This window comes from Mesorhizobium sp. M1182, assembly GCF_040318335.1.
In the GTDB taxonomy this organism is placed as follows: Bacteria; Pseudomonadota; Alphaproteobacteria; order Rhizobiales; family Rhizobiaceae; genus Mesorhizobium.
This window is the reverse complement of record NZ_JAMYMD010000001.1, coordinates 285620-299611: the sequence shown is the minus strand read 5'-3', so window position 1 is coordinate 299611 and position 13992 is coordinate 285620. Positions and strand designations below refer to the sequence as shown.

The 13992-nt window shown below is 64.8% G+C and carries 15 protein-coding genes; 11 read left to right on the top strand and 4 right to left on the bottom strand.

Annotated elements, in window-relative coordinates; all coding sequences use genetic code 11:
* Nucleotides 1-6: 6 nt before the first annotated feature.
* Nucleotides 7-999, bottom strand: coding sequence for a polysaccharide deacetylase family protein (locus NKH33_RS01385; protein ID WP_352473420.1), 993 nt, complete (start codon nt 997-999; stop codon nt 7-9).
* 205 nt (nt 1000-1204) lie between these two features.
* Between NKH33_RS01385 and NKH33_RS01380 the strand changes: the two genes are divergently transcribed.
* Together NKH33_RS01380 and der are read left to right on the top strand one after the other, a co-directional pair.
* Nucleotides 1205-1870 (top strand): tetratricopeptide repeat protein, encoded by a 666-nt coding sequence (locus NKH33_RS01380; RefSeq protein WP_023674063.1) that lies wholly within the window; start codon nt 1205-1207, stop codon nt 1868-1870.
* A gap of 6 nt (nt 1871-1876) precedes the next feature.
* On the top strand, nt 1877-3310 hold the full coding sequence (gene der, locus NKH33_RS01375) for a ribosome biogenesis GTPase Der (protein WP_352473366.1): 1434 nt from the start codon (nt 1877-1879) through the stop codon (nt 3308-3310).
* A 14-nt stretch (nt 3311-3324) separates the two neighbouring features.
* On the opposite strand, the gene NKH33_RS01370 is transcribed toward der, so the two are convergent.
* The gene (locus NKH33_RS01370) at nt 3325-4242 is read right to left on the bottom strand and encodes a LysR substrate-binding domain-containing protein (RefSeq protein WP_352473365.1); all 918 of its coding nucleotides are present in this window, start codon (nt 4240-4242) and stop codon (nt 3325-3327) included.
* A gap of 120 nt (nt 4243-4362) precedes the next feature.
* On the opposite strand from NKH33_RS01370, the gene NKH33_RS01365 reads away from it, so the two are divergent.
* The 7 genes from NKH33_RS01365 to NKH33_RS01335 all read left to right on the top strand — a co-directional run bounded on the left by NKH33_RS01365 (nt 4363) and on the right by NKH33_RS01335 (nt 9892).
* A complete protein-coding gene (locus NKH33_RS01365) occupies nt 4363-5682 on the top strand; it encodes an MFS transporter (protein ID WP_352681110.1) in 1320 nt (439 codons plus the stop codon).
* 107 nt (nt 5683-5789) lie between these two features.
* Complete coding sequence (locus NKH33_RS01360) at nt 5790-6974, top strand: cell wall hydrolase (protein ID WP_352473361.1); 1185 nt, start codon at nt 5790-5792, stop codon at nt 6972-6974.
* 255 nt (nt 6975-7229) lie between these two features.
* Nucleotides 7230-7628, top strand: a complete 399-nt coding sequence (locus tag NKH33_RS01355) for an AtpZ/AtpI family protein (protein WP_352473359.1) — start codon at nt 7230-7232, stop codon at nt 7626-7628.
* Nucleotides 7629-7698: 70 nt separating this feature from the next.
* Complete coding sequence (locus NKH33_RS01350; RefSeq protein WP_352473358.1) at nt 7699-8457, top strand: F0F1 ATP synthase subunit A; 759 nt, start codon at nt 7699-7701, stop codon at nt 8455-8457.
* Nucleotides 8458-8524: 67 nt separating this feature from the next.
* Nucleotides 8525-8749, top strand: a complete 225-nt coding sequence (locus NKH33_RS01345) for a F0F1 ATP synthase subunit C (protein ID WP_006206606.1) — start codon at nt 8525-8527, stop codon at nt 8747-8749.
* Between the two features lie 65 nt (nt 8750-8814).
* Complete coding sequence (locus tag NKH33_RS01340) at nt 8815-9390, top strand: F0F1 ATP synthase subunit B (protein ID WP_352449932.1); 576 nt, start codon at nt 8815-8817, stop codon at nt 9388-9390.
* A 10-nt stretch (nt 9391-9400) separates the two neighbouring features.
* The gene (locus tag NKH33_RS01335) at nt 9401-9892 is read left to right on the top strand and encodes a F0F1 ATP synthase subunit B (RefSeq protein ID WP_023674071.1); all 492 of its coding nucleotides are present in this window, start codon (nt 9401-9403) and stop codon (nt 9890-9892) included.
* Nucleotides 9893-10148: 256 nt separating this feature from the next.
* On the opposite strand, the gene rnhB is transcribed toward NKH33_RS01335, so the two are convergent.
* On the bottom strand, nt 10149-10844 hold the full coding sequence (gene rnhB / locus NKH33_RS01330; protein ID WP_352470693.1) for a ribonuclease HII: 696 nt from the start codon (nt 10842-10844) through the stop codon (nt 10149-10151).
* A 167-nt stretch (nt 10845-11011) separates the two neighbouring features.
* Entirely contained in the window at nt 11012-12166 is a 1155-nt protein-coding gene (locus NKH33_RS01325; protein ID WP_352470712.1) for a PA0069 family radical SAM protein, read from the bottom strand.
* A 151-nt stretch (nt 12167-12317) separates the two neighbouring features.
* Between NKH33_RS01325 and NKH33_RS01320 the strand changes: the two genes are divergently transcribed.
* Both NKH33_RS01320 and NKH33_RS01315 read left to right on the top strand, forming a co-directional pair.
* A complete protein-coding gene (locus NKH33_RS01320) occupies nt 12318-12821 on the top strand; it encodes a glycosyltransferase (protein WP_292664385.1) in 504 nt (167 codons plus the stop codon).
* Between the two features lie 190 nt (nt 12822-13011).
* On the top strand, nt 13012-13986 hold the full coding sequence (locus tag NKH33_RS01315; protein ID WP_352470692.1) for a phytanoyl-CoA dioxygenase family protein: 975 nt from the start codon (nt 13012-13014) through the stop codon (nt 13984-13986).
* The last annotated feature ends 6 nt before the right edge of the window (nt 13987-13992 follow it).

Here is a 13992-nt window from a genome sequence, read left to right as displayed (position 1 = left end):
TGCGGCTCAGCCGCCCACCGCCGCCTGCCTTTCGCCTCGCCGCGAAACATAATCGTGAAAACTGATGCACTCGACGTCCGCTTTGATGCAGAGCTCGCCGGCAAAGCGTTCCAGCGCGTTCCAGTAGGCGCCGTCATTCATCAGCGTGAAGTGGAAGCCGAGCTCAAGCGGAATGCGCTTGCCCTGGTATTGCGCATCGAAGGCGGCGCGGAACGCGTTATAGGTTCGGTCAGCGAACTCTTCCGCCATGCTCGGCCGCTCGAAGCCGCCGGAATGTCTGACATAGAGATTGTAATCCATGGCGATCACCCGCCTTGAGCTCGGCCCTTCCGGGATCTGCGGTAGCGAAAAGCGCGTGATGCCGTTGACGGTCGGCGGCTCGACCGGCCCGCGCGAGACGCCGCTTGCGTCGAGCAGGAAACCGGCCGCGGGCAGCGCCTCGTAGAGCGCCTTGTTTGCCGACAAATAAGGCGCGCGGAACCCGACCACCGACTTGCGGGCGAAATCGCGCCAGCCCGTTGGTTCGGGTGCAATGCCGTTGATCGAATAGGCGTTCTCGAGAATATGCTTGAACGAGCCGAACTCGCTCAGCCAGTCGGCCTTGCTCCAGTCCTTGCCGTCGAAATGGCCGCAGCCATGGCTGCCGATGTCGTGGCCTTCCGAGGCGGCGAGGTTGATCTGCTCGAGCCGCTCGGCGACTTCCTGTTTGGAGGCGGCAAAGCCGATGTTCGATTTGCCTTCTGTCTTGCCGGGCGCGGTGTATTCCTTGCGTGTCTCGGGCGACAGCAGGAACACGCAGGAGACGAAATAGGTGAAATGCGCACCTGTGCGCTCGGCCAGCGCCCGGCTGCGCTGCCACTGCGAAATGTCGCGGGCGCTGTCGAATGAGATAATGACGATCTGCTTCGGTTTTGCCGGCGGCGCCGGCGGGTCGGCAAAAGCCGCGCCGGCAGCAAACACGGCAATGGAAAACGCAATAACGCGGGACAAACGGGGCAAAGGCATCTGACTTGATTTAGGGAATGTAGAAGCGACGCCTACCGGTGAAATATGGCACGGGTACGATCGACCTGTCGGCCGCCGTTGGCGGCGACTGCCTCGTGAATAGGCGATTTTCCTGCCGAACCCCTTCCATGCCGGCAAAATTTCGCTAAAACGCGGGCTCATCAACCGCCCCGGCCGGGGCAGGAAATGGTTTTGATCCATGTCGGACGACAGTTTTATCCGCGAAGTCAACGAAGAGATTCGTCGCGACCAGGCGCATGCGCTGTGGGACCGTTTCGGTCCCGCCTTGCTCGTGCTGGCCGTGCTGGTGGTGCTCGGCACTGCCGCTGTCGTTGGCTACCGCTATTGGGACGAAACCCGCGCCAACCGCTCGGGCGATGCCTTCTCGCAGGCGCTGAAGCTCGCCAATGACGGCAAGAACGACGAGGCGCTTGCCGCTCTGGAGGCGTTGGAGAAGGACGGCTACGGCGCCTATCCGCTGCTCGCCCGCATGCGCGCGGCAACCGTCAAGGCGGACAAGGGCGACGTCGACGCCGCCGTCAAGGATTTCGACGAGGTCGCCGCCGACACCAAGATCCCCTCCGGCATTCGCGACATGGCGCGTCTCAGGGCAGCGCTGCTTCTGGTCGACCACGGCTCTTTCGCCGATGTCTCCAGCCGCGTCGAGGCGCTCACCGCCGACACCAACACGCTGCGCCATACGGCGCGCGAGGCGCTTGGCCTTGCCGCCTGGAAGGAAGGCAAGGCGGCGGATGCATTGAAGCTGTTCGACCAGATCGCCGCGGACGACGGCGCCCCGCGCAACACGCGCGAGCGGGCGACATTGATGTCCGAGCTGATCCGCGGCTCGGGCGGCGTGTCGTGATAGTCCATGACCTTCAAAGTCGCCATCATCGGCCGGCCTAACGTCGGCAAATCGACCCTTTTCAATCGGCTGGTGGGAAGGAAGCTGGCGCTTGTCGACGATACGCCCGGCGTCACACGCGATCGCCGCGTCCATGCCGCAAAGCTCTACGACCTGCATTTCGACGTCATCGACACCGCCGGCTTCGAGGATGCGGCTGCCTCGACGCTGCCCGGCCGCATGCGCGCCCAGACCGAGATCGCCATCCGCGAGGCCGACCTGATCTTTTTTACGATCGACGCCAAGTCCGGGCTGATGCCCGACGACAAGACGTTCGCCGAGATCGTGCGCAAGTCCGGCAAGCCGGTTGTCGTCGTTGCCAACAAGGCTGAGGCGCGCGGCGCCCAGGGCGGCATGCTGGAGGCCTGGGAGCTCGGCCTTGGCGAACCGATCCCGGTCTCGGCCGAACACGGCCAGGGCCTGCCCGATTTGCGCGACGCGGTGATCGCGGCACTTGGCGAGGCGCGCGCCTTCGGCGAGGACGAAGAGGCCGGCGAGGATGAGGTCGCCGCCAGCGAGGTGCTGATCGGCGAGGACATCACCGACCCGGACGCCGAGCCGAGCTATGACGACACCAAGCCGATGCGCATCGCCGTCGTCGGCCGCCCCAACGCCGGCAAGTCAACGCTGATCAACGCGCTGATCGGCGAGGAGCGGCTGTTGACCGGCCCTGAGGCCGGCATCACTCGCGATTCCATCTCGGTCGACTGGGACTGGCATGGCCGCCGCTTAAAATTGTTCGACACCGCCGGCATGCGCCGCAAGGCCAGGATCCACGAAAAGCTCGAAGTGATGTCGGTGCAGGACGGCTTGCGCGCCATCCGCTTTGCCGAAATCGTCATCATCGTGCTCGACGCCACCATTCCCTTCGAGAAGCAGGATCTGCAGATCGCCGACCTGATCATCCGCGAGGGCCGTGCCCCGGTGATCGCCTTCAACAAATGGGACCTGATCGACCATCCCCAGGAGTTGCTGGCCGAGCTGCGCGAAAAAACCGAGCGGCTGCTGCCGCAGGCGCGCGGCATGCAGGCGGTGCCGGTGTCGGCCGAGACCGGGCGTGGCCTCGACAAGCTGATGGACGCTGTCATCAGGACGCATCGAGTTTGGAACAGCCGTGTGTCGACCGGCAAGCTCAACCGCTGGCTGGAAGGCATCCTGGCGCATCATCCGCCGCCCGCTGTCGCCGGGCGTCGGCTGAAGATCAAATATGTCACGCAGGCCAAGACGCGGCCGCCGGGCTTCGTCGTCTCCTGCTCACGGCCGGATGCGATGCCGCAATCCTACGTCCGCTATCTCTCGAACAGCCTGCGCGAGGCTTTCGACATGCCCGGCGTGCCGATCCGCATCGCCTTGCGCACCTCGGACAATCCTTTCGCCGGCAAGGCAAAGAAGCGCCGCTAGGCGCCACTTCTCCTTTACGCCACTTTGCGCAAGACAGGCGCCGATTGCGTCTGCGGCAACGCTTCGAGCGCTGCCTGCAGCAGGATGTCGCCGAGCCGCGCTGCCACGGGGTCGGGCTCGGCCTCCTTGCGGTGCAGGAACAGCGCCATCTTGGGCAAGGCGGGCAGCCCGGCGATCTCCGGCGTCATCGCCCTGACGGTGGCCGGCAGGCCGATATCGGTGCGGATCGTCAGTCCGAGCCCGGCGGCGACGGCTGCCCAGATGCCGCCAAGGCTCGGGCTGGAGAAGGCCATCCGCCATGCCAGGCCGGCGCGGTCGAGCGTTTCGGTCGCCACGCTGCGCAGCAGGCACGGCGCTTCGAGCGCCACCAGCGGCAACGCCTCGCCATCACGCAGGCTGATCTCGATCTGTTTTGCCGGGCCGATCCAGCGCATCTGGACGTCGGCGACATGCCGGCTGTAGGGCAGCGTCGCGCCATTGTGCCAGGCAAGCGCGATATCGAGGCTGCCCGAAATGATCCGTTCGGCAAGCTCATGGCTGCGTGCGATCCTGGCCTCGATCTTGACCTTGGGATGGGCGCGGGCGAAGCGCCCGAGCACCTCCGGCAGCACGGCCTCGCCGAAATCCTCCTGTAGCCCAAGCCGCACCCAACCCTCCAGCTCGACATCGTGGATGGCGGAGGCGGCCTCGTCATTGAGCTCGATCAGCCGCTTCGCGTAGCCGAGCATGGTCTCGCCCGCGTCCGTCAGCGCCAGGCCACGCCCAGATTTGCGGAAGATCGGCATCGCCGCCTGCTCCTCCAGCTTCTTCAATTGCGCACTGATTGCCGAGGTCGAGCGGCCGAGCCGGTCGGCGGCCTTGGCGAAGCTGCCCAGCTCCATGCCGGTAACGAAGCTGCGCAGAACGTCGAGATCGAATGTCACGCGTCGCATGCCAATAATCCTGATATTCGGGACATTACGTCAAAAACTTCCTGATATTCAGTACGAAGCTATGGCGGTAGAGAGAGCGCGTCAAGACCGAATGCAGCCGACCCATGCAGGAGCTGAACCATGTCCGCTGTCGCCACACGAGCAGAATGCAAACCGCTTCGCCCGGCCGCCGTTACCACCCCGTCAGAGGCGGCGGTGCTTCGAGCCAATCATCGCTGGAAGGTGCTGGGCATCGGCGTCGCCGCCAATGCCTGCTTTTCCGCGACCTTCTCCGGCATTCCGGCCACGGCGGTGTTCCTGCGCTCGGGCTATCATCTCTCCAATGGCGAGCTCGGCCTGGCGCTTGGTCTTCTCGGCCTGGGTGTGGCGCTGAGCGAATTGCCGTGGGGGCTGCTGACCGATCGCTGGGGCGACCGCCGCGTGCTGCTGACGGGGCTCGGCGCAACCGCGGTCTGGCTGCTTGTCATGGCCGCGCTGGTCGTGCCGTCACCGGCCCATATTCCCGGCATCGCGCTTCTCGCCGCTGCCCTGCTGGTCACCGGATTGCTCGGCGGCAGCGTCAACGGCTCCAGCGGCCGCGCCATCATGGCCTGGTTCGGCGAAGGCGAGCGCGGCTTTGCCATGAGCATCAGGCAGACGGCGGTGCCGCTTGGCGGCGGGCTTGGCGCGCTGGTGCTGCCGTCGCTCGCTTCGGCCCATGGCTTCACGGCGGTCTTCGGACTGCTGGCGGCTGCCTCCGCGGTCTCGACCTCGCTCGCCTGGCGCTGGCTGCATCAGCCGCCGGCGCATGACGACGCCCGTTCGAGCAGCGCGGCAAAGCCGGCCGGCCCGGCGCCGCTGCGCAACCCGGCCGTCTGGCGCATCGCGACAGCCATTGGCCTGCTTTGCTTTCCGCAGGTGGCGGTGCTCACCTTTGCTTCCGTGTTCCTGCATGATTTCGCCGGCATGGGAACAGCCGTGATCAGCGCCAGCCTCGCTGCCGTGCAGGTCGGCGCCATGGTCATGCGTGTCTGGAGCGGCCGCTACACCGACCGTCACGGCAACCGCCGGTCGTTCCTGCGTCTGTGCAGCATGCTGAGCGTGGCCGCCTTCACCGTGCTTGCGGCGCTCGTCTTGTTTTCGGGCCAATTCTTGTCAGGCCAAGCGCCGATGCTGTCGCCGGCGATCGTTGCGATGCTGGTCGTGGCCGGCGTCTGCGTCTCCTCCTGGCACGGCGTTGCCTACACCGAGCTTGCGACGCTGGCCGGCGCCAGCCAGGCCGGAACGGCGCTCGGCCTCGCCAACAGCCTGGTCTTCATCGCCTTCTTCCTGGTGCCGATCGCCATTCCCGGGCTTCTCGTGCTCTGCTCGTGGGCAGGCGTCTGGCTGGGTGCGGCTATTTGCGCGCTGATCGCCTGGCCGATCTTTCTTCCGTCAAGCGACGGCCGCAAAAGCGCCTGACTTCGACACGAGATGGGAAAACAACGTTCTAAGCTGTTAACGCCCCATCAAGGTTAATGCATCATTGTAGCTCTCCAGTGGGGTCCGTTGCGTTTCTGGAGAGTTCCGTGCATCGACGTGTTTTGACGCGGCTTGTCGCCGCCGCCGGTGAGAAAAAGCGTTCCTTCCTGTCTCCCCTCGTTATTGGCCTTGGCATCTGGATCGGCTTTCCGACGGTCGCGGCCTATCAGGACATGACCAGCCTGGTCTCCGGCCTGGAGGCGCCGAGCGTCCGCTGGAACGCCTATGTCGAGAAATCCGTCGCCGGCTCCGTTCACGCCGCCGAAATGCCCTTCCTCGATTCCAGCAGCACCGGCTCGCTCTCCGGCTCCGGTGTCCAGCTGCCCGGCATCGGCGCCGTTTCGTTTCGCGGCAAGGGCGGCATCGTCGCCACGACGCCGGACGAGAACCGCATCACGCGTGCCGACAAGAAGGGCCGCATCATCCAGGTCTCGCCCGTCTCGCCGCCGAAGAACTTCAACGCCGGCTCGATCTTCGAGCGCACCTCTTCGCTGCTCCGCCCAAGCATGGACAGCGGCCTGAGGATGGCTTTCGCCAAGCCCGAGATCAAAGGCAAGGAAATCCAGATCGCCGCCGCCTTCCACACGCGCATCGACAAGAAGCCGGATCCCGGCGTGCCGGCGATGCTTGCCGCGCTGGTCAACAATGATCATCCTGACGTGCTGGCGACCGCCTACGCCTCGTCCGCTCCCGATTATGCACAGGCGTCGCCCTTCGAGGCCTTGCTGCAGGACGAGGACCCGAACGACGGTCGCTTCATTCCGCCGCTGAGCAAGGGCGATCATTCCTGGATGCAGACGCCGCTGCCGGCGAGCGTCTTTTCCAAGCCGGAGCAGGCCTGTCTCGCCAACGGCATCTATTTCGAAGCGCGCGGCGAATCCGTGCGCGGCCAGGCCGCCGTCGCCCAGGTCATCCTCAACCGCGTCCGCAACCCCGCCTATCCGAACTCGATCTGCGGCGTCGTCTACCAGAACGACAACTGGTTCAACCGCTGCCAGTTTTCCTTCGCCTGCGACGGCAGGAAGAAGCGCATCGACAACCCCGCTGCCTACAAGACCGCCCAGGATGTCGCCATGGCCGTCACAGCCGGCAAGATCTTCATTCCGGAAGTCGGCTCGTCGACCCATTATTACGCCGACTACGTCCATCCGGGCTGGGCGCGGACGATGCAGAAAATGACCAGGATCGGCCTGCACATCTTCTACCGCACCTATGGTGGCGGCTGGAGCTGAGCGCTCGGGCAGCCCTTGCGTCTTTCGCGCGAGAGCGGCCGATCGAAGACGCATCGCCGCGGGGATTCGGCCGCAGCCCGCCAGAGACCGCGTCGGGCACGATGTCGCACCCGAGCAAGTGGCTGATTTATAACGAAAAAATACTTGAGCTTGAACGTCCGCCCGTGGCTTGACGGGCGCGGACCCTCTAACTATGTTGCCGGCGACTTTAAGAAGCGGACGGACGGTGACGGTCTGACCGGGCAGGGGGGTTGCGTGGCCGACAAGAATGGGCCAGACGGAACCGGCAAAACCGGCCGCGGCAAGCAGCATGAAGCCGACATCCGCGACGACGATCTTGAGCGCCGCCGGCGCGACCTTGAAGCATCGCTTGCGACAAGGCGGCCGGACCGGCTCGAGGGGAAAGACGACGGGAAAACGGGCAGTGTGGCCGGGTACGGCCAGGCGCTCAAGCTGTCCAGCGAGTTCATCGCCGGGATAGTGGTCGGTGCGGCTCTCGGCTGGTTTATCGATCGCGTGGCGGGGACATCGCCATGGGGTCTGATAGTCGGGCTGCTGCTGGGTTTTGTCGCCGGCGTGCTCAACGTCCTGCGTTCAGCCGGGCTTGTGTCGGAATTCGGAACGGGCGACAAACCGCGCGATCCGAAAGAATGAATTGAGGCGCCGCATGCCGGCGCATTGAACAGAATGCTGAAGCCGTCTGCGGCTTTGATGGGGATTTAAAGTGGCTGCTGACAAGGTCGATCCGATCCACCAGTTCCAGATCCATCCGATCATTCCGATTCACATCGGCGGCTACGACCTGTCCTTCACCAATTCGGCTCTGTTCATGCTTGCGACGGTTGCTGTCGCATCGGCGTTTCTCTACCTCAGCACGTCGAGCCGCAGCCTGGTTCCGGGCCGCCTTCAGTCGGTCTCGGAAATGGCCTATGAATTTGTCGGCAATATGCTGAGGGACGCCGCGGGAACGCAAGGCATGAGGTTCTTCCCCTTCGTGTTCTCGCTGTTCATGTTCGTGCTTGTCGCCAACCTGCTTGGCCTGTTCCCGTATTTCTTCACCATCACCAGCCACATCATCGTCACTTTCGGCCTCGCTGCGCTGGTGATCGGAACGGTCCTCGTCTACGGCTTCACCAAGCACGGCCTTGGCTTCCTGAAGCTGTTCGTCCCGCATGGCGTGCCGGTCTACCTGCTGCCGCTGGTGGTGCTGATCGAGGTGATTTCCTTCGTCTCGCGTCCGGTCAGCCTGTCGGTTCGTCTGTTCGCCAACATGCTCGCCGGTCACATCACGCTGAAGGTGTTCTCGGGGTTTGTCGTCAGCCTGAGCGCGCTCGGCGCGGTCGGCGTGGCTGGTTCGGTTCTGCCGCTGGCGATGGCCGTGGCGCTGACGGCGCTGGAGCTGCTGGTCGCGTTCCTGCAGGCCTACGTCTTTGCGGTGCTGACCTGCATGTATCTCAACGACGCCCTGCATCCCGGGCACTGACAAGGTTTCCGGCATTGCCGCCGGATCGATTTTGCAACGGAATTTTAGATCCAAAGGAGTTGAACAAATGGACGCAGAAGCAGCAAAGTACATCGGTGCCGGCATCGCATGCCTCGGCATGGGCGGCGCGGGCATTGGCCTCGGCAACATTTTCGGCAGCTATCTGGCGGGCGCGCTGCGCAACCCGTCGGCAGCCGACGGCCAGTTCGGCCGCCTGATCTTCGGCTTCGCCGTGACCGAAGCGCTGGGTATTTTCTCGCTTCTCATCGCGCTTCTCGCTTTGTTCGGCTGAACATTGGGAAGAATTGAACAGGCCGGCCGCGATCCTGCGGCGGGCCTGAATTTCGGGGATAGTCCATGTTCGTGACATCTGCCTTTGCGCAAGAGTCCGCGCCCGCCGTCGAAGGCGGCAGCGCTGGCACCGGCGTGCCTGCCGAGGCGCACGGCACGTTCCCGCCATTCAATCCGGCGACGTACCCCTCGCAGCTTCTATGGCTGGCAATCACCTTCGGGCTGTTTTATCTCTTCTTGAAACGGGTGGTGATGCCGCGCGTTGGCGGCATCATCGACGTGCGCAACGACCGCATTACCCAGGATCTCGACCATGCTGCCCGGCTGAAAAGCGAGGCCGATGCCGCCGTTGCCGCCTATGAGCAGGAATTGGCGGAAGCCAAGGGCAAGGCCAATGCGATCGGCCAGCAGGCCAACGATGCGGCCAAGGCGGAAGCCGAGGCTGCCCGCAAGACGATCGAGGCAGCGCTTGACCAGAAGCTTGGCGAGGCCGAGGCGCGTATATCTTCCATCAAGGCCAATGCCATGAAGGAAGTCGGCACGATCGCCGAGGACACCGCTTCGGCCATCGTCGAGGCGCTTGTCGGCGGCAAGGCCAGCAAGGCCGAAATCGCGGCCGCGGTCAAATCCGTGGCCGGGTGAGGAGCGCATCATGGACGCCACATCTCTCGCGACGCTTTGGGCAACTGTTGCCCTCGTAATCTTCCTCGGCATCGCCATCTACATCAAGGTGCCGGGCATGATCGCCAAGGCGCTTGATGCGCGTGCCGACAAGATCAGCTCCGAGCTCGAGGAAGCGCGCCGGTTGCGCGAAGAAGCCCAGCAGCTGCTTGGCCAATACCAGCGCAAGCGCAAGGAAGCCGAGCAGGAGGCCGCGGCCATCGTCGCCGCCGCCAAGCGCGAAGCCGACATGCTTGCCGCCGAGGCGCACAAGAAGACCGAGGACTATGTCGCCCGGCGCACCGCCTTGGCCGAGCAGAAGATCGGCCAGGCCGAACGCGAAGCGATCGGCGAAGTGCGTGCCAGCGCTGTCGACATCGCGGTCGAAGCCGCGCGGGCGCTGCTGGCCGGCAAGATCGACGCCAAGGCCGGCGCCGACCTGTTCAACGCCTCGCTGCAGGATTTGAAGTCGAAGCTGAATTAAGCGACTTCGACGAGAAATTCATCGAAAGTCGCCCGGGAAACCTGGCGGCTTTTTTGTTGGCGAAAGCGACTGAGCGCGTAATCTCCCCCCTCGAGGGGGAGATGTCGCCAAAGGCGACAGAGGGGGTCGGCACGTCCTGGCGCGACGCCCTATGGAACGAAAGAGAACGTTGGCGCTTCACGCGAGGCGACCCCCTCTGGCCTGCCGGCCATCTCCCCTCGAGGGAGGAGATCCGCGCCTAGCCGCCTTCGCAATGTCAATCCAAATCCGAAAAACCCTCTTCCTCCAGCACCTCGGTGCCGCCGAACCGGAACGGCGCGAAGGAGGCGCGGTGCAGCCGCGCCACTGGCCCGTGCAGATCGATCGCCGTGCGATGGCGGACAGTGGCGTAGCCCATATGCAGCTCGAAGCCGTAACGCGCATGATGGCTGCCGCAGCCGCACATCATGCGGTCGCGCATCACCTTGGCGACGATCGAGGCTGCGGCGATCGACTGCGAGCGCTGGTCGCCCTTGATCAGTGCTTTGCCCTCGCAGGGCAGGCCGGGCGGCACGTCGCGGCCGTCGGCCAGTGCCAGCTTCGGCCGGATTGACAGGCCGGCCACGGCACGGCGCATCGCCTCCAGGCTGGCCTTGAGGATGTTGGAGGCATCGATGCCTTCGGCGCTGACCGAGGCCATCGATACGGCGAGCGCGGAGCCGAGGATTTTCAGGAACAGCGCCTCACGCTGCAAATGCGTCAGCCGCTTGGAATCGTCGAGGCCGTCGGGGATGTTGGCGGGATCGAGCACCACCGCTGCCGCCACCACCGGCCCGGCGAGCGGGCCGCGGCCGGCCTCGTCCATCCCCGCCACCGGCCAAAGGCCTTCGGCCATCGCCCTCGTCTCGAACGAGAAGTCGGGTTTCTCGACGATTTCGAAGAGAAGCGGAGAATCGGAACGCGGGCGAGCCATGGTGCGGCGAGGTTCGCATCGGCTCCGATTCTCCGCAAGTCCCCTCCGGGTCGGGCGGGGCACCGGACCAGGAGGGGGCTACCGTCTGCAAGCCCGGGGACAGGACAGGCCGGACGGGATTTTTCGCCTGCTGCGGCCGCTTCAAGCGGCTGGCGCGAGACGCTTTGTCACAGCAGCATCAGCTGCTCGGTAGCCTTGGCGGCGGGGATGAACTGGTCGGTCCTCAGCGAGCGCCGCTCGGCGTTGAGGCCGAGCCGTTTGGCAGCGATCTCGAAACGCCGGCCGATCTGCCAGGCATAGGGGCCGGAGCCTTTCATGCGCTTGCCCCATTCCGAATCGTAGTCCTTGCCGTCGCGCATCGAACGGATCAGCGACATGACGTGGCGATAACGATCGGGATAATGGCGCAGCAGCCAGTCCTTGAAGATCGGCGCGACCTCCAGCGGCAGGCGCAGCAGCACATAGCCGGCTTCACGTGCCCCCGCTGCCTGCGCCGAATCGAGGATGCGCTCCATCTCCGGGTCGGTCAGTCCGGGGATGATCGGCGCAACCATCACCGAGGCCGGAATGCCGGCGTCTGAAAGCTGCCTGATCGCGTCCAGCCGCTTGGTCGGCGTCGACGCGCGTGGCTCCATGGTGCGCGCCAGCATGCGGTCAAGCGTCGTCACCGACAACGCCACCTTGGCCAGCCCGCGTTCGGCCATGCGCGACAGAATGTCGATGTCACGCGTCACCAGCGCCGATTTGGTGACGATGCCGACCGGATGGCCGCGCGCCTCCAGCACTTCGAGGATCTCGCGCATGATCCGGTATTGCTTCTCGATCGGCTGGTAGGGATCGGTGTTGGTGCCGATGGCGATGGTGCGCGGCTGGTAATTATCCCTGGACAATTCCTTGTCGAGCAGCCGCGCCGCATCCGGCTTGGCAAACAGCTTCGATTCGAAATCCAGCCCCGGCGACAGCCCCATGAAGCTGTGCGTCGGCCGCGCGAAACAATAGACGCAGCCATGTTCGCAGCCACGATAGGGGTTGATCGAGCGGTCGAAGGAGATGTCGGGCGATTCGTTGCGCGTGATGATGGTGCGCGGCTTCTCGACCTGTACCTCGGTCTTGAACGGCGGCAGCTCCTCCAGCGAATTCCATCCATCGTCGAACACATGCCGGCTGACCGGCTCGAAACGGCCGGACGGATTGATGCCCGCCGACCTGCCGCGGTTGCGGTCCGGACGGACACGCATGCCGCTCTGCTCGATCATCGCATTCGCCATTTCGGCCCTGCCAGCGCCGAAGGCTGCAATATCGGCACGCACGATCTGTTCCATCTTGGCCCTTTCCCAGGGACTGTCCGCCCGCTGTCGAATCGCTCTGCTCATGAATGTATTCCTATCGTATCGATGAGAACAAAGCAAGAACTTTCTCGCGGTGCGCCGCAAAAACTGGCGCTGCCCACCGCTTTCCGCTATTCGGCTAAACATGCTCAGCGTCCTGATCGAAACCCTGAATGACGAGGAGGGCCTTGCCCGCACGCTCGCCTCGCTGATCGGCGGCGCGGTCGAAGGCGTGGTGCGCGACGTTCTCGTCTGCGACACCGGCTCGACCGATCAGACGCACCGCGTCGCCGAACATGCCGGCTGCCACTATGTCAGCGGCGGCATCGCCGCCGGCATCAGGCAGGCCAAGGGCGACTGGCTGCTTTTGCTGGAACCGGGCGCTCGGCTGGGGGAGGGCTGGATCGACGAGGTCGTCGCCCATACCGCCAGGCAAACCATGGCGGCGCGGTTCTCGCGGGCACGCGGCAGCCGCGCGCCGTTCCTGTCGCGCGTCTTTGCCGGAAATCGCGCTCTCGCCGAAGGCCTGGTGATCAGCAAGCGTCAGGCCGCGGCGCTGTCAAAGAACGCCCGCAGCGCCGAAGCGATCGCCCGCGGCCTGGCGACCAGGAGGCTCCACGCCGAGATCTGGGTCGCGCCGCGGAAGTGACGGCTTACCGTCCCGGTTATGGGAACTCCGCCCAGACAAATTTTCTGGCGGGTCGTCGCTTATTGTGCATTGCACAAAATCTGGCCGGGGGTTACCATTTCCGGCGATACGGGCGAATGGGTTTGGGGTGTGCCGGAGCGGTGACGACGACTGTCGTCGATGCTGTTCCCTCGATATTTTGAGGACCCCGATGACCCTTTCAAGCCCTGACAAGTCCGGCGCCGCAAGCCTCGAGGCGATCGCACGAAACGGCGGCATGCTGCGCCGCATCGCCGCCCGCATCCCGACCTATCTTTCCGACCTTCGCGAGAATCCGGCATGGCTGCCGATGTTCATGCTGGCCCGCACCATGCCGGCGCGGCGCCTGCACTGGCGCGGTGCGAAGCCGGTTCCACCGGCGCGCAATGTCGGTGAAACGATGTTCGCCGGCGTCGATCGCGATGCCGTCGTCGGCGCCCTGCGGACGGAGGGGCTCTATTCGGGCCTGATGCTGCCGGCCGCCATCCATGAGGAGATCGCCCGCTTCGCCGAGCGCACGCCATGCTTCGGCAATTTCGACCGCCGGCTGGAATTCCTGCCCGAAAAACACACCGATGCCGAAAAGCATTTCAGCCGCCCGCTGCTCAGCGGTCACTATTTCGAACGGGTCCTCGACTGCAACGCTGCGGTCGCCGTGCAGCGCGATCCGCTGCTTCTCGATATCGCAGCGCACTATCTCGGCAGCCAGGCCAAGCTGATCACCACCCGCGTCTGGTGGAGCTTTCCGACCGGTGGCGTCTCGGACGCCGACAAGAACATGGCCTCGCTCGGCAAATACCATTTCGACCTCGACGACTGGCGCATGCTGAAATTCTTTTTCTACCTGGTGCCGGTCGACGCCGACACTGGGCCGCATGTCTATGTCCGCGGCTCCCACAACCGCCGCATCCTGAAGCATCAGCTGACGCTGCTGGTCGGCCATTCGGCGGAAGAGGTGCTGGGCGTCTACGGCGAGCAGAGCCCGGTCACGCTGACCGGGCCGGCCGGCCTCGGCTTTGTCGAGGATCCGTTCGGCTTCCATATGGGCACCGTGCCGACGCGCACGCCGCGGCTGATGATGGAAGTCGGCTTCGGCGTCTCGCCGCCGTCGCGCCGGCGTTTTCACGGCGAGCCGGTCATTCGCTAAACCGAG